We start from the raw sequence: 22,434 nt of genomic DNA, 5'->3' as shown, positions 1-22,434 counted from the left end.
ATTTCACATGTGCGGAGTTGTAGGAATTTACTCTAAAGATAAAGACATATCAAAGCAGCTATATTATTCATTATATTCTATACAACATAGAGGACAAGAAAGTTGTGGGATGGCAGTATCTGATGGGGAAGAAATAAACTATTACAAAGATATGGGACTTGTAGGTGATGTTTTTACACCTAAAAAGTTAGAACAATTACAAGGTAATATGGGTATTGCTCATGTTAGATATTCTACAGCAGGAGGAAGTTCTTTTGCTAACTGTCAACCATTAGTAGGAAGTGTGAGAAAAAGAAGACTTGCATTAGCTCATAATGGAAACTTAGTAAATGCTCAAACATTAAAAGATATGCTTGAAGAAGATGGATACATGTTCACAAGCAACACTGATACAGAAGTAATCCTTTATATACTTGCTAGATACTATAAGGGGAATATAGTAGAAAGTTTAAAGCTTACAATGGATTATATAAAAGGGGCGTATTCACTTGTAATAATGAGTGATAATGAATTAATAGGAGTTAGAGATCCATTTGGATTTAGACCTTTAATTTTAGGTAAAAAAGATGATCAATATATTTTAGCATCAGAAAACTGTGCAATAGATATATTAGGCGGGGAAATAATCAGAGACGTGGAACCAGGGGAAATAGTAGTAATACAGGACGGACAATTAAAATCATATAATTTCAGTGAAAATTATAAATCAATGAAAAAAAGTTGTATATTTGAACATATTTACTTTGCTAGAAATGATGCAACTATTGACGATGTAAATGCTTATGAATTTAGAGTTAAGTCAGGAGAAATACTAGCGCAAGATGATGCTATAAATGCAGACATGGTAGTTCCAGTACCAGACTCGGGGTGGCCAGGTGCAATAGGATATGCAAATGCTAGTAAAATTCCAGTGGCTGAAGCTTTAGTAAAAAATAGATATGTAGGAAGAACATTTATAAAACCTACTCAAGAAGAAAGAGAATTAGGAGTTAAGATAAAACTTAATCCTTTATCAAGAGTTATAAAAGGAAAATCAATAGTTCTAGTAGATGACTCAATAGTTAGAGGAACAACATCTAAACTATTAGTGAAATCACTTAGAGAAGCTGGGGCAAAAGAAATACATTTAAGAATAACATCACCTCCAGTTAAATATTCTTGCTATTACGGAATAGATACACCAAACAGATCTAAACTGATAGCATCAAACAAGAGTGTGGAAGAAATGATAGAGTTTATAGGATGTGACTCGTTAAAATTCTTAGATATAGAAGGAATGCTAGACGCAGTTGATGAACCATTCAACTTCTGCAAAGCTTGCTTTGATGGAGATTATCCAGTTAAGAAAATAGACAAGGGGGAAGAAACATCATGCTAACTTATGAACAATCAGGTGTAAATATAGATGAAGGAAATAGAGCTGTAAACTTAATAAAAAATAAAATTAAAGGAACTTATGATAAGAACGTAATAGGTGACTTAGGAAATTTCAGTGGATTATATAGTTTAAAAGACTTTTTAACTATGAAGGAGCCAGTTTTACTTGCTGCAACAGACGGTGTTGGAACAAAGCTTAAATTAGCTCAAATGATGGATAAACATAACACAGTAGGTATAGACTTAGTTGCTATGAGCGTTAATGACTTAATTTGCCAAGGTGCTAAACCATTATTATTCTTAGACTATATAGCAATAGGAAAGTTAGTCCCTGAACATATAGACAAAATAGTTGAAGGTGTTGCCAACGGATGTAAAATGTCAGGATGTGCATTAATAGGTGGAGAAACTGCTGAAATGCCAGGAATGTACACTGAAGATGAATATGATTTAGCAGGATTTGCTGTTGGTATAGCAGACAAAGAAAAAATAGTATGCGGAAAAGATGTTAAAAAAGGCGATGTATTAATAGGCATATCATCAAGTGGAGTACACAGTAATGGATTCTCATTTGTAAGAAAAATATTCTTAGATACTTTAAAATGGGACTTAAGTGATTATAAAAAAGAGTTAGGAATGACTTTAGGTGACGCACTTTTAACTCCAACAAAAATATATGTTAAATTAGTTTTAGATTTACTAGAAAAACAAAATATAAAAGCTATAGCTCATATCACTGGTGGTGGGGTAATAGAAAATATAACTAGAGTTATACCAGAAGGATTAGGATTAAATATAAAAACTGATTCTTGGGAAAAACCACCTATATTTGAAATGATAGAAAAACTTGATATGATTGATAAAAGAGAACTTCATAAATCTTTTAACATGGGTGTAGGTTTAGTCTTAGTAGTTGATAAAGAAGAAGCTGGGGACGTGGTTAATTACATCAATAATAACAATTTACAAAATGAAGTTGAAATAGAGGAAAAATACACTGAATTAATGAAAGACAAAGCTTATATAATAGGTGAAGTTGTAGATGATCATGAAGGTGTTGTACTATGGTAAAAATAGGTGTTTTAATTTCAGGTGGGGGAACTAATTTACAAGCTGTTATAGATAATTGTGAAAATAAAACTATAAATGGTGAAGTAAATGTAGTGATCTCTAACAAATCAGAAGCTTTCGGACTTCAAAGAGCTAAAAATCATAATATAAAAGCTGTTTTTGAAAATGAAGAAGATAAAATAATTGAAATATTAAAAGAAAATAAAGTAGATTTAGTGGTTTTGGCTGGTTATTTAAAAATAGTCAGTCCAAAACTAGTAAATGAGTATAAAAATAGAATAATAAATATTCATCCGTCATTAATACCAGCCTTTTGTGGTAAGGGATATTATGGTGAGAAAGTTCACCAAGGTGTAATTGATTATGGAGCAAAAGTTACTGGAGCAACAGTTCACTTTGTTGATGAAGGAGCAGACACAGGCCCAATAATCATGCAAAAAACAGTAGAAGTTAAACAAGATGATGATGCAAAAAAATTAGCAACAAGGGTACTAGACGTAGAACATGAAATACTTACAAAAAGTATAGCAATGTTTTGTGAAAATAAGCTAACTGTTCAAGGTAGGAGGGTTCATATAAATGATTAAAAGAGCATTAGTAAGTGTAACAGATAAAACTGGAGTAGTAGAGTTTTGTACAGAATTAAATAAATTAGGATATGAAGTAATATCAACAGGAAATACTTTTAAAATGTTAAAAGAACAAGGTGTAAAAGCTATACAAATAGATGAAGTAACTAAATTCCCAGAAATATTAGATGGAAGAGTAAAAACTTTAAATCCATATATACATGGTGGAATTTTATATAAAAGAGACAACGAAAATCATGTTGCAACTGTAAATGAACACAATATAGACCCAATAGATTTAGTAGTTGTAAATCTATATGATTTTGAAGGAACTTTAAAAGCAGGAAAATCTCATGAAGAAATGATAGAAAACATAGATATAGGTGGACCATCTATGATACGTTCTGCTGCTAAAAATTATAAAGATGTGGCAGTAATAGTAGATGTAAATGACTACTCTATGATAATAGAAAAATTACAAAATAATTCTTTAACTTTAGAAGATAGAAAAAAATTAGCTTACAAAGCATTCTCTACAACAGGTAGATATGATGCCCTTATATCAAGTTACTTTGCAGGAGAAGTTAAAGATGAATATCCAGAAATATTAAATTTAACTTTCCAAAAAGAACAAACATTAAGATATGGGGAGAATCCACATCAAAATGGTGTTTTATATAGCCAACCTAACGCTAAAAACCCAATATTAAACTTTGAACAATTAAACGGAAAAGAATTATCTTTCAATAATATAAATGATTTACATGGTTGTTTAGAATTAATGAGAGAATTTAAAGATAGTGAAGAAGTAGTTTCAGTAGCAATTAAACATACTAACCCATGTGGTGTAGGTCTTGGAAAAGATGCTTATGAAGCTTATACAAAATGTTACGAAGCAGATAAAGTTTCTATATTTGGAGGAATCCTAGGAATAACATCAACTATAGATGTTGAAACTGCTAAGAGATTAAATGAAATATTCTTAGAAATAGTAGTAGCTTACGATTTTACAGAAGAAGCATTAGAAATATTAAGAAAAAAGAAAAACTTAAGAGTTTTAAAGTTAGCTAAATTAGAAGATAGTTTACAACCGTATGATATGAAATACTTAGATGGAAAATTATTAATTCAGGATAAAAATACTACTTTAGCATCAAAATATGAAACAGTAACAACTGTTGAACCAACTAAAGAACAATTAGCTGATATGGAATTTGGAATGAAAGTAGTTAAAAATATGAAATCAAATGCTATAGCTATAGTAAAAGACGGAGAAACTTTAGCTTTAGGATGTGGTCAAACATCAAGAATATGGGCATTAAAAAATGCAATTGAAAATAACCAAGATAAAAACTTTGAAGGTGCAGTACTTGCTTCAGATGCATTCTTCCCATTTGATGACTGTGTAACTCTTGCAAATGAAGTAGGAATAAAAGCAATAGTTCAACCAGGTGGATCGATGAAAGATCAAGATTCTATAGATGCTTGTAATAAATTTGAAATGACAATGGTGTTTACAGGAATAAGACACTTCAAACACTAGGAGGTATAAATGATGAAAATTTTAGTTGTTGGTGGTGGCGGAAGAGAACACGCTATTTGCTGGAAGTTAAATAATGAATCTAATGTGGAAAAAATATATTGTGCACCAGGTAATGCAGGAATATCTAATGTGGCAGAGTGTATAAATATTGGAGACAGTGATATAGAAGCTTTAGTAAAATTTACTAAACAAAATGAAATAGATTTAACTATAGTTGGACCAGAGGTACCTCTTGTGGCAGGTATTGTAGATGAGTTTGAAAAAGAAAATCTAAAAGTATTTGGACCAAATAAGAAATGTGCTCAGCTAGAGGGAAGTAAAGCTTTCTCTAAAGAGTTTATGATAAGACACAATCTTCCTACTGCAAAATATAAAGAATATACAGATTTAGATAAAGCAATAGCTGAGATAGATGAATTTGGATATCCAGTAGTTATAAAAGCAGATGGTTTAGCAGCTGGTAAAGGTGTTGTTATTCCAGAAAATAGAGAAGATGCCATAGAAACTTTAAAAGAAATGATGGCTGACCACAAGTTTGGTCATGCTGGAGACAAAATAGTTATAGAAGAATTTTTAACTGGTATAGAAACTTCAATTCTTGCGTTTGTAGACAATGATACTATAGTTCCCATGGTAAGTGCAAAAGATCATAAAAAAGTATTTGAAGGAGAAACTGGACTAAATACTGGTGGAATGGGAACATTCTCTCCAAGTGAAATATATACAGATGAACTAGCTAAGGAAATACAAGAAAAAATCTTAGATAAAACTTTAGAAGGATTTAAAAAAGATAACTTAGATTACAAAGGAATTCTATTTGTAGGTCTTATGATAACTAAAGAAGGGCCTAAAGTTTTAGAATACAATGTAAGATTTGGGGACCCAGAAACTCAATCAGTGTTATTTAGACTAAATACTGATTTAAATAAAATAATGACAGCAATCATAGATAACAACCTTAAAAATATAGAAATAGATTACTCAAAAGAAGAAGCAATATGTGTAATGCTTACTTCAGGAGGATATCCTGAAGCTTATGAAAAAGGAAAAGTAATAACAGGTCTTGAAAATTTAGATTCAGATGTAGTTGTATTCCACAGTGGAACTAAGTTTGATAAAGAAAACATAGTAACCAACGGTGGAAGAGTAATAGGAATAACTGCAAAGGGAAGTTCCGTTAAAGAAGCGTCTGATAAAGTTTATGAAAATATTAAAAAAATAAACTTTGAAGGTATGCATTATAGAAAAGATATATGGAAATAAATTTTCAAATTTGGAGGAATGTTAATGAACACTATGGATTTACAAAGAACTGTAAGAAGAGTTTTAGTTGAGAAAAGACCAGGATTTGACTTAGAAGCTCAAAGTTTAAAAAAGGATTTAATAGAAAGTTTACACATAGATACAATAGAAAATATAAGAGTTTTAAATAGATATGATGTGGAAGATTTAAATGAAGAAGTTTTTGAAAATGCAGCCAAAACTATATTCTCAGAAACTAACTTAGATATAGTTTCTTATGACGAGATGAAAGACATAAAAGAAAATGATAGAGTATTTGCCATAGAATACTTGCCAGGCCAATACGACCAAAGGGCAGATTGGGCGGCTCAATGTATACAAATAGTTAACGATGGTAAAAGACCTAATATAAGTACAGCTAAAGTATATATATTAAGTGGAAATATAAGTGATGAAGACTTGGCAAGAATAAAATCATACTGCATAAATCCAGTAGACAGTAGAGAAGCTGATTTATCAATCCCAAACACTTTAGAAATGGAAGTTGAAGTACCAACAGCTGTGGAAATCTTAAATGGTTTTGTGGATTATTCAAGTGAAGAATTAGAAAACTTCTTAAATAATCAAGGATTAGCTATGACTTTAGCTGACTTACAACATGTTCAAAACTACTTCAAAAATGAAGAAAAAAGAAATCCTACTATAACAGAAATAAAAGTTCTTGATACTTATTGGTCAGATCACTGTAGACACACTACATTTATGACTAAAATAGAAGACGTTAAAATAGAAGATGGTAAATACAATGGAATAATAAAAGAAGCTTATGATATGTATTTACAATCAAGAAGCAAAGTTTATGTTGATAGAGACAAAGATATTTGTTTAATGGATATAGCAACTATAGCTATGAAACAATTAAGAAAAGAAGGCAAGTTAGAAGACTTAGACGAAAGTGAAGAAATAAATGCTTGTTCTATAAATGTGGATGTCAATGTGGATGGAAAGATTGAAAAATACTTAGTAATGTTCAAAAACGAAACTCATAACCATCCAACTGAAATAGAACCATTTGGTGGAGCTGCTACTTGTTTAGGAGGAGCTATAAGAGATCCACTTTCAGGAAGAAGTTACGTATATCAAGCAATGCGTGTTACGGGTAGTGCAGACCCAAGAACATCTTTAGAAGATACATTATCAGGTAAGTTAATGCAAAAGAAAATAACTACAGAAGCTGCCAATGGATACTGTTCATATGGTAACCAAATAGGTTTAACTACTGGTCAAGTTGCTGAAGTATATGATGAAGATTTCGTAGCTAAAAGAATGGAGGTTGGAGCAGTAATAGCTGCAGCTCCAAAAGAAAATGTAGTAAGAGTTAGACCGGAAGCTGGAGACATAATAGTTCTTCTTGGTGGAAAAACAGGAAGAGATGGATGTGGAGGAGCGACTGGTTCATCAAAAGAACACAGTGAAGAATCAATAAAAACTTGCTCAGCAGAAGTTCAAAAAGGTGATGCTCCTAACGAAAGAAAAATCCAAAGATTCTTTAGAAATAAAGAAGTTGCACAAATGATAAAAAGATGTAACGATTTTGGAGCAGGGGGAGTAAGTGTTGCCATAGGAGAAATAGCTGACAGTTTAGATATAAACTTAGACTTAGTTCCTAAAAAATACGATGGATTAGATGGAACAGAACTTGCCATATCTGAATCACAAGAAAGAATGGCAGTTGCAATAGATCCAGCAAACAAAGAAAAATTCATAGCACTAGCTGGAGAAGAAAACTTAGAAGCAACTCATGTTGCAACAGTAACTGACACTGGATATTTAAGATTAACTTGGAAAGACCAAACAATAGTTAATTTAAAGAGAGAATTCTTAGAGACAAACGGGATAAAACAAACAACTGATATTCAGGTTAACAAAGTAAATGAAGAAGAAACATTCTTTACAAAAGGTAATGTTTCATGTGAATCAAACTCTATGAAACAAAAATTTGAAAAAGCTTTAGCTGATTTAAATATATGTTCGCAAAAAGGTTTAGTTGAAAAATTTGACAATACAATAGGTGGAAACACTGTATTAATGCCTTTTGGTGGAAAACATCAAGCAACTCCAGCACAAGGTATGGTTGCAAAAATACCAGTACTTGGTGGAGAAACAACAACTTCAACTATAATGACATTTGGATATAATCCTAAAATAGGAAAATGGAGTCCATTCCATGGTGCGTTATATGCAGTAGTAGAGTCACTTTGCAAATTAGTTGCCATAGGTGGGAATTATAAAACAACGAGACTTACTTTACAAGAGTACTTCGAAAAACTAGGAACAGATGCTACTAGATGGGGTAAACCATTTGCTGCATTACTTGGCGCATACTATGTTCAAAATAAATTAGAAATACCTGCAATAGGTGGAAAAGACAGTATGTCTGGTACGTTCAAAGATATAGACGTACCTCCAACATTAGTTTCATTTGCAGTTGATACAGTGGATGCTGATTATGTAGTATCTCCTGAATTTAAGAAGACTAATTCAACAGTTGTTGAGTTAATAACTAATAAATTAGAAAATGATGTATTAGATTTTGATGAGTTAAAAAGAAACTTAGACAAAGTGAGAACTTTAATTCAAGATAAAAAAGTTTTAGCATCTTATGCGTTAGGTTATGGTGGATTAGGTGAAGCTATAGCAAAAATGGCATTTGGTAATAGAATAGGATTTAAAGTTAATGAAGATATATGTCCTTGCACTATATTCAACGCTGCTTATGGAAATATGTTAATAGAAATAAATGAAGAAAATTTAGCTTTATTAGATGGATATAACTATAGAGTAGTAGGAAAAACTTTAGAAGGGCCAAGTATATTAGTTAAAGATGAAAGAATATCTTTAAATGAATTATATAAAACTTTCGAGAGTACCTTAGAACCAATATTCCCAACAAAAGCTAAAGAAATTAAAGACAAAATAGAAACTATAAGCTTTATGACAACTGGTGAGAGAGCTAAATCTTCTGCTTCAATAGCTACTCCGAAAGTGTTTATACCAGCATTCCCTGGTACAAACTGTGAGTACGATTCAGCAAGAGCTTTCGAAAGAGCAGGAGCTAAAGCTAGTGTAAAAGTATTCAAAAACTTAACTTACAAAGATATAGAGCAGTCTATAGAAACTATAGTAAATGAAATAAAAACTTCTCAAATAATAATGTTACCAGGAGGATTCAGTGCTGGTGATGAGCCAGATGGATCAGGTAAATTTATAGCAACTGTATTTAGAAATCCTAAAATAGCAGAAGCCTTAAATGAATTCTTAACTAAGCAAGATGGCTTAATGTTAGGTGTATGTAATGGATTCCAAGCATTAATCAAGTTAGGGCTTGTACCTTATGGAGAAATAAGAGAAACTTCAATAGATGCTCCTACATTAACTTATAACAATATAGGAAGACATCAAGCTAAAATTATAAGAACTAGAATATCTTCTAATAAATCACCTTGGCTAGCAGGAACAGAAGTTGGAGATATACATCAAGTAGCAGTATCTCATGGAGAAGGTAAATTCGTTGCAAATGAAGAAGTATTTAAGAAATTACTTGAAAACGGTCAAATAGCAACTCAATATGTTGACTTAAACGGTGAAGCAACTTATGATATAGAATACAATCCAAATGGTTCATACTTCGCAGTAGAAGGAATAACTAGTATGGACGGTAGAATATTTGGTAAGATGGGTCACTCTGAAAGAATTGGTGAACATGTGATGAAAAACATAATAGGAGAAAAGGATCAAAAGATATTTGAATCGGGAGTAAACTATTTTAAATAAGATTAAGTGATAGGGAGTTAACTATTCTTTATATAGTTAACTCCCTATATTTTTATGTTTATAAACATATTGATGTTGGATATAATTAATAACATAAAGTGGTAAGTCAAGTCATTTCAATGACTTGACTATGATGACCAGGCGTACGAAAGTTAACACTGTATGTCAACTTTTGCTAAAATTTCTTAGGAGATAGTTAAAATTTATAGGGAAAGTCTAATAAACAATTTATTTTGTTTTAAATATAACTTATGCATTTTTTATTTAATAAAAATGTGAAAATTAATCTAATTTTGATAAAAATACAAATAATATATATTAATTTTTGTTTTGAAATTTTCACAATTTAGTCATAAGATTGTCTATAATTTAATTAACAGAAAAAATTCTTTTACAAGGATATTAACATACACAAACAAAAGATAAATATTTAAAATGGGGGTAATTTTTATGAGACTAAAGAAATATTGTTCTATATTAGTAACTACCTTATTAATAACATCATCAAGCTTAAGTGCTTTTGCTGATTCAAAAACAGATGACATTGCTAATTTATCGCTTGAAAATAATTTGAGTACATCAAATGTTGAAGCAAAACGGTCACAGCATTTATAAATGCAAATGGGGTTAGAATGAGAAAAGGGCCTGGAACTTCGTATGCAGTTATAGCAACATTAAATAAAGGTACTATGGTACATAAAACAGGAGTTATAAGACATGCCAACGGATATTTTTGGCAATCCATTACTTATAACGGAAAAGATGGTTGGGTAGTTCTTGATTATGTAAGTTAGCCTATATAGAATTTTATTGAGAATAAAATACATGTAAATGTAAAGAATAATAGAAAAAAAGGCTTTTAAATATTTAAAAGCCTTTTTTTCTATTATTCTTAGGAGGTATTATCTGTAATGGTTAATTTAAAACTTAAACTTTTTACCATAGTTTTTTCTTGTTTTTTTATTTTTGTATCAATATACCTTAATTCAAATGCTCAAGAATTTGTAAAAAAAAGCGAATCCACACAATATGCTAATAAAGAAAATATATATTCAACTATAGACTATATAACTTCATATAATAGATGTGTAGGCTCTGAAGGTGAAACTATTACATGTAAGTATTTAAAAGATAAATTAGAAGAATACGGATATATAGTAAGCTTTCAAGAATTTAATGTATATGACAATATTTATTCAAAAGAACTTCCTGTAAAATCTAAGAATGTAATTGCTAAAAATAAGAAATATAAATCGAATAAAAAAAATATTTATCTAACTGCCCATTATGATAGTATAAAAATAACAAATGGAGTAATTGATAATTCTACTGGGGTATCTGCTGTTTTAGAACTATCTAGATTATTGAAAGATTCAAATGATTGTAATATAATACCTATTTTTTTTGGAGCAGAAGAAAGTGGGTTAGTTGGCTCTGATTTTTTTGTGAATCACTTGAGTCAACAAGAAAAAAATAATACTATTGGATGTATAAATTTTGATATGATAGGAGTTAAAAATTCAGGCGAGATAATAATGTGGGTTTATGAGTTCCCTTATCAAAAGAAAATAAAAAAAGAAAATATAATTCAAAATATGCTAAGTAAATACAATATTAAATCAGTAATATTAAAAAATCATTTAGAAGGTGGTACGGATGCTATACCATTCTATATGGAAGGAATACCATCGGTAACATTAGTTAATGAAAATATAAATTTAGAACTTTCATTTAATGAAAGTAGAAAAACACAGTTAGAATCTCTTGATTTAGAACAAATTTCCAATATATGTAATAGTATCTCGTATATCATAAAAAATATGAACAAATCTAATGAAGCTTAATTATAAAAAAAGTAGCTATTAACTTTGTAGTGTATCCACCATTGTTGGACCAAAATCTAACGATTGGGGTGCTTTGCATGACAAAATATAATTACGAACTAAAAAACAAGTAGTAAAATCATATTTCAAGTAATACAAATTTGGTAGTAGAACTTTATGCTAGAAAGCAAAGAACATATTCAGAAAATAAAACATATAGTGCTATAACTATAGACGACTTAAGGCTTGATTTAATAAAGAGAATAAGAAAATTAGCAAGTAATCAGAAAGTAAATCACCCATGGCAAGATATGGATGACTTTGAGTTACTTAGAAGTGCAGGATTATATTTAAAAGATTATCAAAGTAGAAAAGAAGGATTTACACTTGCAGCAGTATTACTACTTGGAAAAGATCAAAGGATTAGTCTTAGAAATCATATATTTAGGGAAGTAATTTCAAATATACTAATACATCGTGAGTACACAAATCCTTATCCAGCTAAATTAATTATAGAAAATGATAGAGTAGTAACAGAAAATAGTAATAAGCCACATCATTATGGACATATTAATCCAGATAATTTTTCACCATTTCCTAAAAATCCTATTATTGCAAGAGTATTTAAAGAAATTGGATGGGTTGACGAGTTGGGTTCTGGTGTGAGAAATATATATAAGTATAGTAAATTTTATTCAGGATAAGAGCCAGAATTAATAGAAGAGGATATATTTAAAATAATAATACCAATTACCCCACAAGCTACCCTACAAGCTAAAGAGAGGGAAGTTAAAATTATTGAGTTTTGTAAAGAAGCAAAATCTAAAAATGAAATATTGGAATTTTTAGGATTAAAGGATAGGAAGCATTTTATGAAAAATATATTACAACCTTTAATAGATAGTGATAAGATAAAGTTGACTATACCAGAAAAGCCAAGAAGTCCTAGACAGAAATATTATAGTTAGATATGACTACAGAAATATAATGAGTTAACTATTGCTGGAAATATACGAAAAGTATGTTGACTCGATAGTTAGCTCTTTATTTTTTATATTATCAATGTACTAACAAAAATGTTATATACTTAAAAATGTGGTCGAATAAAGGATTATATATTAATTTATAAAATAAAAGGTACAATGAATAATATTGAAAAAGAAATAAATTGTTGTAGGTTTTCATAAAAGCTATCTAGTAAACTTAGAACACGTAAAAAGTATAAAACAATATGTTGCTATACTAGAAAATAAAGAAGAAGTGCAAACTGGCAAACTTATAGCTATAGTTGAACAAAGTAGATCAGGTAAAAGTATATTACTCTTCAATAATATTTGCAGATGAGCCTACTGGAAATCTAGATAGCAAAACTACAGATGAAGTAATGGAATTACTAAAATTTTGTGTAGATAAATATAAACAGACATTAGTTATGATAACTCATAATAATGAAATTGCTAATAGTGCAGATAATATTATAAATATTAGTGATGGTAGAATTATATAAATGGTAGAGGGGGTAACAAAAATGTTACTACCTTAAAAGATAGAAAAATAATTAAAAATTATACAGTCATATTATAATAAACATATTATTAGAAAGGAGTTAACCATTATAGAATAAGTACAAATAGTATTTAGCCTATAATAGTTAACTCTTTTTGTTTTATACAAGTTTAATATTTCGTTTTTTCTAAGATTGTTATAGTAAAATAATAAATAGAAATTTAAATATATTTTAGAAAAAATAAAACCTTTTATAAAAACAACTCGTTATATAAGTGAAAGGAGGATGATGATTTGGCTCAAACAGATGAAAAATTAATAAGACAAATATTAAAAGGCAATGAAAGTGCTATGGAAATACTAGTTAAGAGACATTATGACCTTGTACATAGTTATATATACAGAACCACAAATGATTACAATATATCCTATGACATAACCCAGGAAGTATTTATAAAAATGATGAAAAACATAAATAAATATAATTTAGAGAGTGGGAAATTTAAAAACTGGTTATTAAAAATAGCAATAAATACAACAAAAGACTATTTTAAAAGCAAAACATATAAACAAAGAAGTGAAAATTGTGATATAGAAAATCATCAAATAGAAGATAAATCCAATGTAATTGATATAATTTCTAAAAAAGAAGAAGTAATAAAAATAAAAGAAGCTGTTGAAAATCTACCAAAACTTCAGAGAGAAGCTATTTTATTAAAGTACTATAATGATTTAAAAATAAAAGAGATAAGCACTATAACTGGAGATAATGAAAACACAATAAAATCAAGGCTTTACAATGGAATCAAAAACCTTAAAAAATTACTTGGAGGTGATATATGTGAAGAAAAATCTAAACATTCACAACCTAAGATGTGAAAATATAAAAGATGAACAATTTGAAGAATTATTGGAAGCAGATTTAACGGATATAGAAGATTTTCTGGATAAATATGTAGTAAGTAAGGTTGATGAAGAAAAAATAGATTCAACAATTGATATATTAAAATCGTATATGCCAAAAGAAGAAGTGCAATATGTTAAAGTACAGGAGTATCTTGTAGATAGAATAAAAGAAAATATAAGCTTAGTCAAATTTCAGTTTAACTTAATCAGTAAAGTATATTTTATAGCATCCTTATTACTGATTCTTGTAGGAACTGTTACTACAATAAGATTAAATTTAAGTATATATTTAAGTGCAGCTATAATTGCACCTATACCAATCTTGATTGGAATATTTGAAATAATAAAAGGAAGAGAAGAAAATGTGTGGGAGTTGGAGCTTAGCTATAAATATTCTTTAAGAGAAATTGTATTCTCAAGGTTAATAATTATAAATGTAGTTTCTGTATTGATAAGCATCGTGATGAGTCTTATTTTAAATAATGCTTACTCACAAATAAATTTACTAAAAATGATTAGCATATGGTTAATTCCTATATTCTTAGTAGGAGCAGTATCTTTAATTATTACTTCTTTCTACAGAGGTATAAATAGTATTGCTTTATGTATATCAATATGGATTTTAGGTGCAATGAGCATTAACGTGTATGAAACAATAGCAGATATAACTCATATTAATACATTTATGATTTTAGGTATATCAGTAATATTTACATTAGTATCAATGAAATTATTTTATAAGAAAAGTATTAATAGTATAGATACTAAAACATTTGATTTTTAGGGGGATTTTATGGAACTTGTTATAAAGAATATAAGTAAAGAATTTAAAGATAAAATAGCTGTTGATAAATTTAACGTGACTTTAAATAGTGGAATATATGGTCTACTTGGACCAAATGGTTCAGGAAAAACAACCCTTATGAGAATACTTGCAGACGTATCCAGTCCAAGTAGTGGAGATATTTTAGTAAATGGAGAAAGTAAAAGTAAGCTAGGTGCTGAATATAGAGACTTAATTGGATATGTGCCCCAATATATAGGATTTTATAAAAATTTTACAGCAGAAAAATTTTTATATTATGTAGCAGCGTTAAAAGGTGTAGATAAAAATATTGAGAAAAGCAAAATTGATGAACTTTTAAAATTTGTTAATTTAGAACAAGATAGAAAAAAAAGAATAGGAAAGTTTTCAGGAGGTATGAAGCAAAGATTGGGAATTGCACAAGCTCTTTTAAATGATCCTAAAATACTTATATTAGATGAACCTACGGCAGGTCTTGATCCAAATGAAAGGATAAGATTTAAAAACTTAATAGCCCAATTATCTAAAGGAAAAATAGTAATACTATCAACACATATAGTTTCCGATATAGAGTTTATAGCGAACGAAGTACTTGTTATGAAAGATGGGAAATTAGTTGAAAAATCTTCACTAGAGGATATTTTAGATACTGTTAGAGGTAAGGTGTACACACTAAGTGTTAATGAATGTGATTTAGAAGAGGTTGAAAATAAGTTTAAAATATCTAGTATGATAAGAAATAATAGTGGCATTAGCGTAAGAGTAGTTGGAGATAAAAAACCTAATATAAATAAATTTAAATACATAGAAGAAGAGCCAAATTTAGAAGATGTATTTTTATATTATTTTAATGAAAGTGTCAGTATATAGGGGGATTTTGAAATGTTAGATTTGATAAAATTTGAGTTATATAAAATATTTTCTAAAAAGTCAGTACGCATAGCTTTGTTATTAACCATTTTATTTGGAATTTTTAATGTAGTTGCTGAAAGTGTATATGTTAAATATCAAGGGTTAGATCATATAGATGATGTGTATAGCGTTATGAAAGAGTACGAAGGTAAGGCTATTACAGAAGAAAGTGTGATTAAGGCAGAAAAAATGATAAATGATTTAAAAGAAAAGAAAAGTAGTGGAGAAAAACTTAGTAAAAAAGAAATTGTTTACATGAACTATCTATACGATACAATGAAAGCAACAGATCCAACATATATAATAAATAACAAATACTATACAATAAATGAAATGAAAGATGAAATAAATGAGTTGAAAAATGAAAATAAAACAGATACATATGAATATAAGAACCTTAATTTTATATATGAAAAAGTGAAAAATGTAGAAGAGTCAAAATTTTATTTCTCTCATGGCTGGATATTGACTACGGATTTTAATGTGATAGCAACTTTGATAACCACACTAATAGCAGTAGGATTAGCTGCCATATTTAGTGATGAATATCAAAGTAATAGTGCACAAATAATGTTAAGTTGTAAATATGGAAAGAATAAGATGGTTTTGTCTAAGATGATAACTGGCTTAATATTTACAGCAATAATATTTATTATAATAAATAGTGTATATATGGTGGGAGCGTTAATATATGATTTTGTAGGATGGGACAAACCTTTGGAATTGTTTAAATATTATAGAAATACACCTTTTCACATGAGAGTTATTGATTTTTATATAGCAGGATTAGGAATAAGTTTTATAGGAACAATATTATACTCCTTAGTAACTATGCTAATGTCATTATTAGTAAAGAACAACATGATATCTCTATTATTAAGTTTAGGTTTGTACTATGTTCCAATGTTCTTGGGTAATTTTATTCCAATAGATTCTATAGGAAGGATCTTTAGAGAAATAAATTTAGCAGAGGCTGTTAGGGTAGTTGGTATGTTTGTAAATCCTAGTACTTATAATATTTTTGGAACACCCGTATTATATTCAACTGTATTAATAAGTTTAGTAATTCTATTTATACCAATTGTAATATATTTAATAAAATATTTTGGAAAAAAACAAACTATATAATTAATTTAATGCACATGGGAAAATACTTTCTATGTGCATTTTTATATTACCTTAGAATTATTACCAATATTATTGTAAAACAATAATTAAGCTGTTACTATTATATTATAATTATTGTTTTACAATAATTGGAATATATAAGGGGGAAATATTTATGAATATATTAAATATAAAAAAGATACTAGCAATAACATCAATAGTATCATTAGTATTAAGTTTTATAATGTTATTTGTTTTAAAAGCAGAAAGTAGCCTTTATATTATGTACTACCCGTTTGATTTAATAGGAGAGAGTCTTAGAAGATTATCTCTTGCATCAATCATTGGAAATATTGTGGCTTTACTTATTTACATGCTAATTTGTCTCATACCTACATTTATTTATCTGTGCAAATATAAAAAAGGAAATAACAAAGAAATAGATTATATATTAATAGGCATAAGTGCATATTTATTTTACGTAATATATCAATTTATAAATCCTATGGAGCTTTATTCTCTATTACCTGATGAACTATACGGTAGTTCAAATTTTATAAGTTTTGGAAAGTTATCTGTATCAATGATGTTTTATATTATAATAATTAGTTATTTTGTATTATTATCATCAAAATCCTTATCATCACAAGAAAAAACTAATAATAAAAAAGCCTTAAAAAGCCTTCAAATAATTTTAGTTTTATTTTTAATATCAAATATAATATTAATTTTCTATTTTGGAATGTTTGAGCTTTTAAACAAAGCAAATAACTCTGGATTTTTATTCTATATAATAAAATATATTTTATCAGTGTCTCCAATGATAATGTCTATGATAGTCATGTTTGTTGGAATAAAGCTTATCAATGATTTTAGAGAAAATCAATATGGAGAAGCTGTGTTAGAAGGAATTAAAAAGATATATGAATACAGCAAAATAACAGTATATTTATCAGTTATATCTTCTTTATTTATAAATGGTATACAGTTAATTTCAGCTTCTAGTATAAGAGATATTAATATGTTTTTAAGTGTGCCATTTATACCTTTAATAGTTGCTTTTGTGGGAATAATATTATGTAAATATTTTCAAGAAAGCAAGAGTTTATACGATGATAATAACACAATTATTTAGTTAAGATAAGGAGGCAAGAAATGGGAATAGAAGTACACTTAGAAGATGTATTGAAGAAAAAACAAATGACATCTAAAGAACTTGCCAAAATAATAGGAATTACGGAAGCTAATCTTTCTATACTTAGAAGTGGCAAGGCTAAAGGTGTAAGATTTGAAACTATAAACAAAATTTGTTTTTATTTAGACTGTGAAATAGGGGATATATTAAAATTTGATGGTGAATTGGGGGATAATGAGGATGAAAATTCAAGTCAATAAGAAAATATTAAGTTTGATTTTAGTAATAGGAAGTGTACTTAATTTATCTGGTTGTCAATTAGCAAAAGAGGATAGCCAGTACAAAGAAACAGAAAACTTGTGTGGAACATTTATTACTTATGAATTAGATGGTAAAGAGTACACTTTTGATGATGAAAATAAAAAATATTATGGAACTTTTGACGAGAATATATTAGATGAAGGTTTAGATAAATATAATTTTGGAGATTTAAAGGGATATGCAATTTTCTTACATAAAAAAGGAGAAGGTGAAAATAAAACAAACGTAATCGCTGGTGATAATATATTTCGAAATACAAAATTTAGTTTAAATGTTAATACAGAGGAAAATAGTAAAGAAATTATTACTACAGAAGATACGGAGACAGTACCAGAACCTGATATAAATATAACTTCTGAAGAGAATAAAATTGAAGCTACGATATATGTTACAAGCAAGTTTAAGGGAATCATTCAATTTAATCCTATAATCAAAGAGGGTGAAAAGTATTATACTGTAAGAGAAGGTAATAGTATTCATGTTGATGGTAAGGATGAATGTTCATCATCAATATCAGCAAGTAGTAATGATACAAATAAAATTATAAATAATAAGGGCTCAAATAGTAAAAGTGAAAAATTTACTTATACAGTAACAATTGAGCCAGTAGATGAATTAAAAAGTATAAAAATAAAAGAAATGAATAGTAGTGATAAAGTTATAAATACTAAGGGAATTGTACACAAGGGTAATAACTATGAATTTAAAATAAGTAAAAATACAGCATATATAATAGTAGAAGAAACTTGTATTGACAAAAATGGTAAAGAAATTACTAAACGTACTATTTATGATAGAGATAAAATAAATAATGATGAGACTGATCATCTTTGTAATTATGCTAATGAAGATAATATAGTAATTCCTAAAAATTTATATATAAAGAAGTAAATTAAAAAAAGTAATAATAAAATGGCGATTGATGCACATGGGAAATTTATATTCTGTGTGTATTTTTATTTAAATAAATATTGTAAATAAGCCAATGCTACGCAACGTAGCATAAAAACTAAATGTATCTAGACAAGCAATTACGAAATGGGAGAATGATGGAGGAATACCTGACATAAATAATTTACAAAATATAGCTAAATTATTTAATATGACTATTGATTATTTAGTAAATAATATTGAGGATAATCATAATTCAGTTATGAGAGAAGATATTGATATTGACCAGTATAAGAAAAGTGGAAATTGCAGATGCAAATGCGATGCTGTTGTAAAAGCTAAATTTCCAAATGCCAAAATTACAATATCCATTAGTTAGAGGAAAAAAACTTAATAAAATGGAATCTGTAGTTGATTTTATTGTTCAACCAGGTGTTTTGCAAGTTGTAGATTCACTAAATAATATGGACGGTTATTATTTAGTTGAAAATAGTAATAACTAATTACTAGTAAGAGTTTCTAAAACATTTATAGAATATAAAATACTAAATGATAAATTTGAAGGAAAAAAATACGTACTAGATGGAAATATATTTAAAAAAATGACATACACTTTATAATTTACTAAAAAGCCTGTTTATGTATGGGCTTTTTTATACGTATTTTACAATATTACTAATGCAATAATTAATAGAGAAAAAAATAAAAAAATTAGCACTCATAACTTGACAGTGCTAACAAAAAGACTATAATAATAAGTAAGAAAACAAACAAAGAACAAATCATAGTGCATAAACAAAAAATAATATTAAAATTTAAACTTATCTTTTTACTTAAGGAAGGTAATGAGATAAATGTAAGGAGGAATTAATTATGAAATTAGTACCAAGAAACAATAATTTAGGATTTAGTTTATTTGACAATATGTTTGATGATATGTTCAGAGATCCATTCTTTACAAATAGTGGATCAACAACAAAACTTATGAAAACAGATATACAAGAAAAAGATAATAACTATATTCTTGATATGGATTTACCAGGATATGATAAATCGGATATAAAAGCACAGCTTAAAGATGGATATTTAACAATAACAGCACAAAAGAATACATCAAAAGAAGATAAAGATGAAAAAGGAAACTATATAAGAAGAGAAAGATATTGTGGTAAATGTTCAAGAAGTTTTTATGTAGGAGAAGGCCTAAAAGAAGAAGATATAAAGGCAAGTTTTAACAATGGAATATTGGAGCTTATATTCCCTAAAGAAGTAGGAAAAAAACAAGAAGATATAAAATATATTACTATTGACTAGCAATAAAAAATTTTAATTTTTATTAGCACTCAATACTTGACAGTGCTAATAAAAAGGTTTTATAATTAAAATGGGAATAAATAGTAAGTGTTAAAATTAAATTAAAGCCCTTAAAATGCAAGGTTATTTATTCCCACCACCTTGCATTTTATGATTATGAATATAATTAATTACTATAAAGGTATAAGTTTAAGGAGGATAAACATGGAAGTAACAAAAGGTAGTATTTCAATTGATACAGAAAATATTTTTCCAATAATTAAGAAATGGTTATACTCAGACAAAGACATTTTTATAAGAGAATTAATAAGTAATGGTTGCGATGCTGTAAGCAAATATAAAAGACTTGTTTCTCTTGGCGAAGTTAAAAATTCTCAAGATGAAGAGTACAAAATTACAGTATCAGTAAGTAAGAACAATAAAACTATAAAATTCAGCGACAATGGTATAGGAATGACAGTAGAAGAAGTAGATAAATACATAAATCAAGTTGCTTTTTCTGGTGCAGAAGACTTCTTCAATAAGTATAAAGATAGAATGGAAGAAACTGATATTATAGGTCACTTTGGATTAGGATTTTATTCAGCATTTATGGTATCTACAAAGGTTGAAATAGACACATTATCTTTCCAAGAGGGAGCAGAGCCTGTAAGATGGATATCAGAAGGTGGAACTGAATTTGAAATAAGTTCATCAGGAACAAGAACGACAAGAGGAACGACAATAACATTATTCTTAGCTGAAGATAGTGAAGAATTTTTAAATGAATATGAAGTAAGAAGCATAATAAATAAATACTGTTCTTTCTTACCTGTTGAAATATATGTGGAAGACGAAGATGCAGAAGTTAAAGAAGATGCAGAAAAAGTTGAACCAACACCATTAAATGATACTAATCCATTATGGCTAAAATCACCTAAAGATTGTACAGATGAAGAATATAAAGAATTTTACAGAAAAGTATTCAATGTATTTGATGAGCCATTATTCTGGATTCATTTAAATGTGGATTATCCATTTAACTTAAAAGGAATTCTTTACTTCCCTAAGCTAAATAACGAGTTTGAATTAGTAGAAGGCAAGGTGAAACTTTATAATAATCAGGTATTCGTAGCAGATAATATAAAAGAAGTTATACCAGAATTCTTATTATTACTAAAAGGTGTAATAGACTGTCCAGACTTACCACTAAATGTGTCTAGAAGTTTCTTACAAAATGACAGAGATGTAAGTAAAATATCTAAGCATATAGTTAAAAAGGTTGCAGATAAACTTAAATCTTTATGCAAAAATAATAGAGAAGAGTATGAAAAATTCTGGGATGATATACAAATATTCATCAAGTTTGGTTGTTTAAAAGATGAAGGTTTCTATGACAAAGTAAAAGATTATATCTTGTATAAAGATATAGATGGAAAATATATAACATTAACAGATTACCTAGAAGCAGCAAAAGAAAAACATGAAAATAAAGTTTTCTATGTAAATAATGTGGATCAACAATCTCAATATGTTAAACTATTTAAAGATTATGGACTAAATGCAGTTGTACTAGATAGTACAATAGACAATAACTTTATTTCATTTATAGAATATAAAGAAATGGGAACTAAGTTTAACCGAATAGACTCAGATTTATCAGATGTACTAAAGGACAATAATAATGAAGAGAATAAAGAAGAAAATGAAAAAATAACTTCATTATTCAAGTCTGTTATAAATGAAAGAGTAGAAAAATACTCAGTGGAAAGTCTTAAAAATGAAGAAACACCAGCTATGATTTTAGTATCAGAAGAGTCTAGAAGAATGATGGAAATGCAATCAAGATTTGCTGGAATGAATTTTGGCATGGACTTAAAAGAAGAAAAAACATTAGTTATAAATAATAATAATCCATTAGTAAAAAAATTAGTTTCACTAAAAGACAATGAAGATAAAAAAGAAGAAATAGATGTAATTTGTAATCAAATAGTAGATTTAGCTCTACTTGCAAATAAAGAATTAAATGCAGAAGAATTAGATTTATTTATAAAAAGAAGTAATTCTTTAATGAGTAAGGTAATAGCTTTATAAATCAT

The 22,434-nt window shown here is 28.1% G+C and carries 22 protein-coding genes and 1 pseudogene; all 23 read left to right on the top strand.

Features of this window, described 5'->3' with window-relative positions:
- The first annotated feature begins 7 nt into the window (after positions 1–7).
- Complete coding sequence (purF, locus tag TVTCOM_RS18725; RefSeq protein ID WP_434797752.1) at positions 8–1,378, top strand: amidophosphoribosyltransferase; 1,371 nt, start codon at positions 8–10, stop codon at positions 1,376–1,378.
- Positions 1,372–2,448, top strand: a complete 1,077-nt coding sequence (gene purM, locus TVTCOM_RS18720; RefSeq protein WP_434797751.1) for a phosphoribosylformylglycinamidine cyclo-ligase — start codon at positions 1,372–1,374, stop codon at positions 2,446–2,448. Before purF ends, purM begins: the two co-directional genes overlap by 7 nt.
- Positions 2,442–3,035, top strand: a complete 594-nt coding sequence (gene purN, locus TVTCOM_RS18715; protein WP_434797750.1) for a phosphoribosylglycinamide formyltransferase — start codon at positions 2,442–2,444, stop codon at positions 3,033–3,035. The genes purM and purN overlap by 7 nt, the downstream gene beginning before the upstream one ends.
- Positions 3,028–4,560 carry a bifunctional phosphoribosylaminoimidazolecarboxamide formyltransferase/IMP cyclohydrolase gene (purH, locus tag TVTCOM_RS18710; protein WP_434797749.1) on the top strand — a complete coding sequence of 511 codons (1,533 nt, stop codon included), beginning with the start codon at positions 3,028–3,030 and terminating at the stop codon, positions 4,558–4,560. Before purN ends, purH begins: the two co-directional genes overlap by 8 nt.
- A 12-nt stretch (positions 4,561–4,572) precedes the next feature.
- Entirely contained in the window at positions 4,573–5,823 is a 1,251-nt protein-coding gene (gene purD / locus TVTCOM_RS18705) for a phosphoribosylamine--glycine ligase (protein WP_434799771.1), read from the top strand.
- A gap of 24 nt (positions 5,824–5,847) precedes the next feature.
- The gene (locus TVTCOM_RS18700) at positions 5,848–9,636 is read left to right on the top strand and encodes a phosphoribosylformylglycinamidine synthase (protein WP_434797748.1); all 3,789 of its coding nucleotides are present in this window, start codon (positions 5,848–5,850) and stop codon (positions 9,634–9,636) included.
- A 450-nt stretch (positions 9,637–10,086) separates the two neighbouring features.
- Positions 10,087–10,251 (top strand): hypothetical protein, encoded by a 165-nt coding sequence (locus TVTCOM_RS18695; protein WP_434797747.1) that lies wholly within the window; start codon positions 10,087–10,089, stop codon positions 10,249–10,251.
- Positions 10,252–10,268: 17 nt separating this feature from the next.
- Positions 10,269–10,430: an SH3 domain-containing protein gene (locus tag TVTCOM_RS18690; protein WP_434797746.1), complete on the top strand. Its 162-nt coding sequence runs from the start codon at positions 10,269–10,271 to the stop codon at positions 10,428–10,430.
- A 117-nt stretch (positions 10,431–10,547) separates the two neighbouring features.
- Positions 10,548–11,480, top strand: coding sequence for a M28 family metallopeptidase (locus TVTCOM_RS18685; RefSeq protein ID WP_434797745.1), 933 nt, complete (start codon positions 10,548–10,550; stop codon positions 11,478–11,480).
- Positions 11,481–11,620: 140 nt separating this feature from the next.
- The gene (locus TVTCOM_RS18680; protein ID WP_434797744.1) at positions 11,621–12,163 is read left to right on the top strand and encodes a hypothetical protein; all 543 of its coding nucleotides are present in this window, start codon (positions 11,621–11,623) and stop codon (positions 12,161–12,163) included.
- Between the two features lie 132 nt (positions 12,164–12,295).
- Positions 12,296–12,427 carry a Fic family protein gene (locus TVTCOM_RS18675; RefSeq protein ID WP_434797743.1) on the top strand — a complete coding sequence of 44 codons (132 nt, stop codon included), beginning with the start codon at positions 12,296–12,298 and terminating at the stop codon, positions 12,425–12,427.
- Between the two features lie 356 nt (positions 12,428–12,783).
- Positions 12,784–12,966, top strand: a pseudogene (locus TVTCOM_RS18670) (ABC transporter ATP-binding protein); the annotation flags it as partial.
- 293 nt (positions 12,967–13,259) lie between these two features.
- Positions 13,260–13,844: an RNA polymerase sigma factor gene (locus TVTCOM_RS18665; protein ID WP_434797742.1), complete on the top strand. Its 585-nt coding sequence runs from the start codon at positions 13,260–13,262 to the stop codon at positions 13,842–13,844.
- Complete coding sequence (locus TVTCOM_RS18660; protein ID WP_434797741.1) at positions 13,807–14,655, top strand: hypothetical protein; 849 nt, start codon at positions 13,807–13,809, stop codon at positions 14,653–14,655. The genes TVTCOM_RS18665 and TVTCOM_RS18660 overlap by 38 nt, the downstream gene beginning before the upstream one ends.
- A gap of 9 nt (positions 14,656–14,664) precedes the next feature.
- Positions 14,665–15,546, top strand: a complete 882-nt coding sequence (locus TVTCOM_RS18655) for an ABC transporter ATP-binding protein (protein WP_434797740.1) — start codon at positions 14,665–14,667, stop codon at positions 15,544–15,546.
- A gap of 12 nt (positions 15,547–15,558) precedes the next feature.
- Positions 15,559–16,716, top strand: a complete 1,158-nt coding sequence (locus TVTCOM_RS18650) for a hypothetical protein (protein WP_434797739.1) — start codon at positions 15,559–15,561, stop codon at positions 16,714–16,716.
- A gap of 154 nt (positions 16,717–16,870) precedes the next feature.
- On the top strand, positions 16,871–17,830 hold the full coding sequence (locus tag TVTCOM_RS18645; protein WP_434797738.1) for a hypothetical protein: 960 nt from the start codon (positions 16,871–16,873) through the stop codon (positions 17,828–17,830).
- A 20-nt stretch (positions 17,831–17,850) separates the two neighbouring features.
- Positions 17,851–18,090, top strand: coding sequence for a helix-turn-helix domain-containing protein (locus TVTCOM_RS18640; RefSeq protein WP_434797737.1), 240 nt, complete (start codon positions 17,851–17,853; stop codon positions 18,088–18,090).
- Positions 18,071–19,042 (top strand): hypothetical protein, encoded by a 972-nt coding sequence (locus TVTCOM_RS18635; protein WP_434797736.1) that lies wholly within the window; start codon positions 18,071–18,073, stop codon positions 19,040–19,042. Before TVTCOM_RS18640 ends, TVTCOM_RS18635 begins: the two co-directional genes overlap by 20 nt.
- 139 nt (positions 19,043–19,181) lie before the next feature.
- Positions 19,182–19,421, top strand: coding sequence for a hypothetical protein (locus tag TVTCOM_RS18630; RefSeq protein ID WP_434799770.1), 240 nt, complete (start codon positions 19,182–19,184; stop codon positions 19,419–19,421).
- Positions 19,393–19,545 carry a hypothetical protein gene (locus TVTCOM_RS18625; RefSeq protein WP_434797735.1) on the top strand — a complete coding sequence of 51 codons (153 nt, stop codon included), beginning with the start codon at positions 19,393–19,395 and terminating at the stop codon, positions 19,543–19,545. The genes TVTCOM_RS18630 and TVTCOM_RS18625 overlap by 29 nt, the downstream gene beginning before the upstream one ends.
- A 370-nt stretch (positions 19,546–19,915) precedes the next feature.
- A complete protein-coding gene (locus tag TVTCOM_RS18620; protein WP_434797734.1) occupies positions 19,916–20,356 on the top strand; it encodes an Hsp20/alpha crystallin family protein in 441 nt (146 codons plus the stop codon).
- 204 nt (positions 20,357–20,560) lie between these two features.
- Positions 20,561–22,429: a molecular chaperone HtpG gene (htpG, locus tag TVTCOM_RS18615; RefSeq protein WP_434797733.1), complete on the top strand. Its 1,869-nt coding sequence runs from the start codon at positions 20,561–20,563 to the stop codon at positions 22,427–22,429.
- Positions 22,430–22,434 lie beyond the last annotated feature (5 nt).

Origin of the sequence: Terrisporobacter vanillatitrophus, from assembly GCF_051148895.1 — a bacterium.
Lineage (GTDB): Bacteria > Bacillota > Clostridia > Peptostreptococcales > Peptostreptococcaceae > Terrisporobacter > Terrisporobacter vanillatitrophus.
This window is presented reverse-complemented; position numbering and strand designations above follow the sequence as displayed.

Excerpts from the sequence above, each read along its gene's own strand:
- TVTCOM_RS18695 (WP_434797747.1), top strand. The coding sequence starts at position 10,087 with ATGAGACTAAAGAAATATTGTTCTATATTAGTAACTACCTTATTAATA.
- TVTCOM_RS18625 (WP_434797735.1), top strand. The coding sequence starts at position 19,393 with ATGCCAAAATTACAATATCCATTAGTTAGAGGAAAAAAACTTAATAAA.
- TVTCOM_RS18640 (WP_434797737.1), top strand. The coding sequence starts at position 17,851 with ATGGGAATAGAAGTACACTTAGAAGATGTATTGAAGAAAAAACAAATG.
- purD (WP_434799771.1), top strand. The coding sequence starts at position 4,573 with ATGAAAATTTTAGTTGTTGGTGGTGGCGGAAGAGAACACGCTATTTGC.
- TVTCOM_RS18700 (WP_434797748.1), top strand. The coding sequence starts at position 5,848 with ATGAACACTATGGATTTACAAAGAACTGTAAGAAGAGTTTTAGTTGAG.
- TVTCOM_RS18645 (WP_434797738.1), top strand. The coding sequence starts at position 16,871 with ATGAATATATTAAATATAAAAAAGATACTAGCAATAACATCAATAGTA.
- purH (WP_434797749.1), top strand. The coding sequence starts at position 3,028 with ATGATTAAAAGAGCATTAGTAAGTGTAACAGATAAAACTGGAGTAGTA.
- TVTCOM_RS18650 (WP_434797739.1), top strand. The coding sequence starts at position 15,559 with ATGTTAGATTTGATAAAATTTGAGTTATATAAAATATTTTCTAAAAAG.
- TVTCOM_RS18635 (WP_434797736.1), top strand. The coding sequence starts at position 18,071 with ATGAAAATTCAAGTCAATAAGAAAATATTAAGTTTGATTTTAGTAATA.
- purN (WP_434797750.1), top strand. The coding sequence starts at position 2,442 with ATGGTAAAAATAGGTGTTTTAATTTCAGGTGGGGGAACTAATTTACAA.
- purM (WP_434797751.1), top strand. The coding sequence starts at position 1,372 with ATGCTAACTTATGAACAATCAGGTGTAAATATAGATGAAGGAAATAGA.
- TVTCOM_RS18690 (WP_434797746.1), top strand. The coding sequence starts at position 10,269 with ATGAGAAAAGGGCCTGGAACTTCGTATGCAGTTATAGCAACATTAAAT.
- purF (WP_434797752.1), top strand. The coding sequence starts at position 8 with ATGTGCGGAGTTGTAGGAATTTACTCTAAAGATAAAGACATATCAAAG.
- TVTCOM_RS18685 (WP_434797745.1), top strand. The coding sequence starts at position 10,548 with ATGGTTAATTTAAAACTTAAACTTTTTACCATAGTTTTTTCTTGTTTT.
- htpG (WP_434797733.1), top strand. The coding sequence starts at position 20,561 with ATGGAAGTAACAAAAGGTAGTATTTCAATTGATACAGAAAATATTTTT.
- TVTCOM_RS18655 (WP_434797740.1), top strand. The coding sequence starts at position 14,665 with ATGGAACTTGTTATAAAGAATATAAGTAAAGAATTTAAAGATAAAATA.
- TVTCOM_RS18620 (WP_434797734.1), top strand. The coding sequence starts at position 19,916 with ATGAAATTAGTACCAAGAAACAATAATTTAGGATTTAGTTTATTTGAC.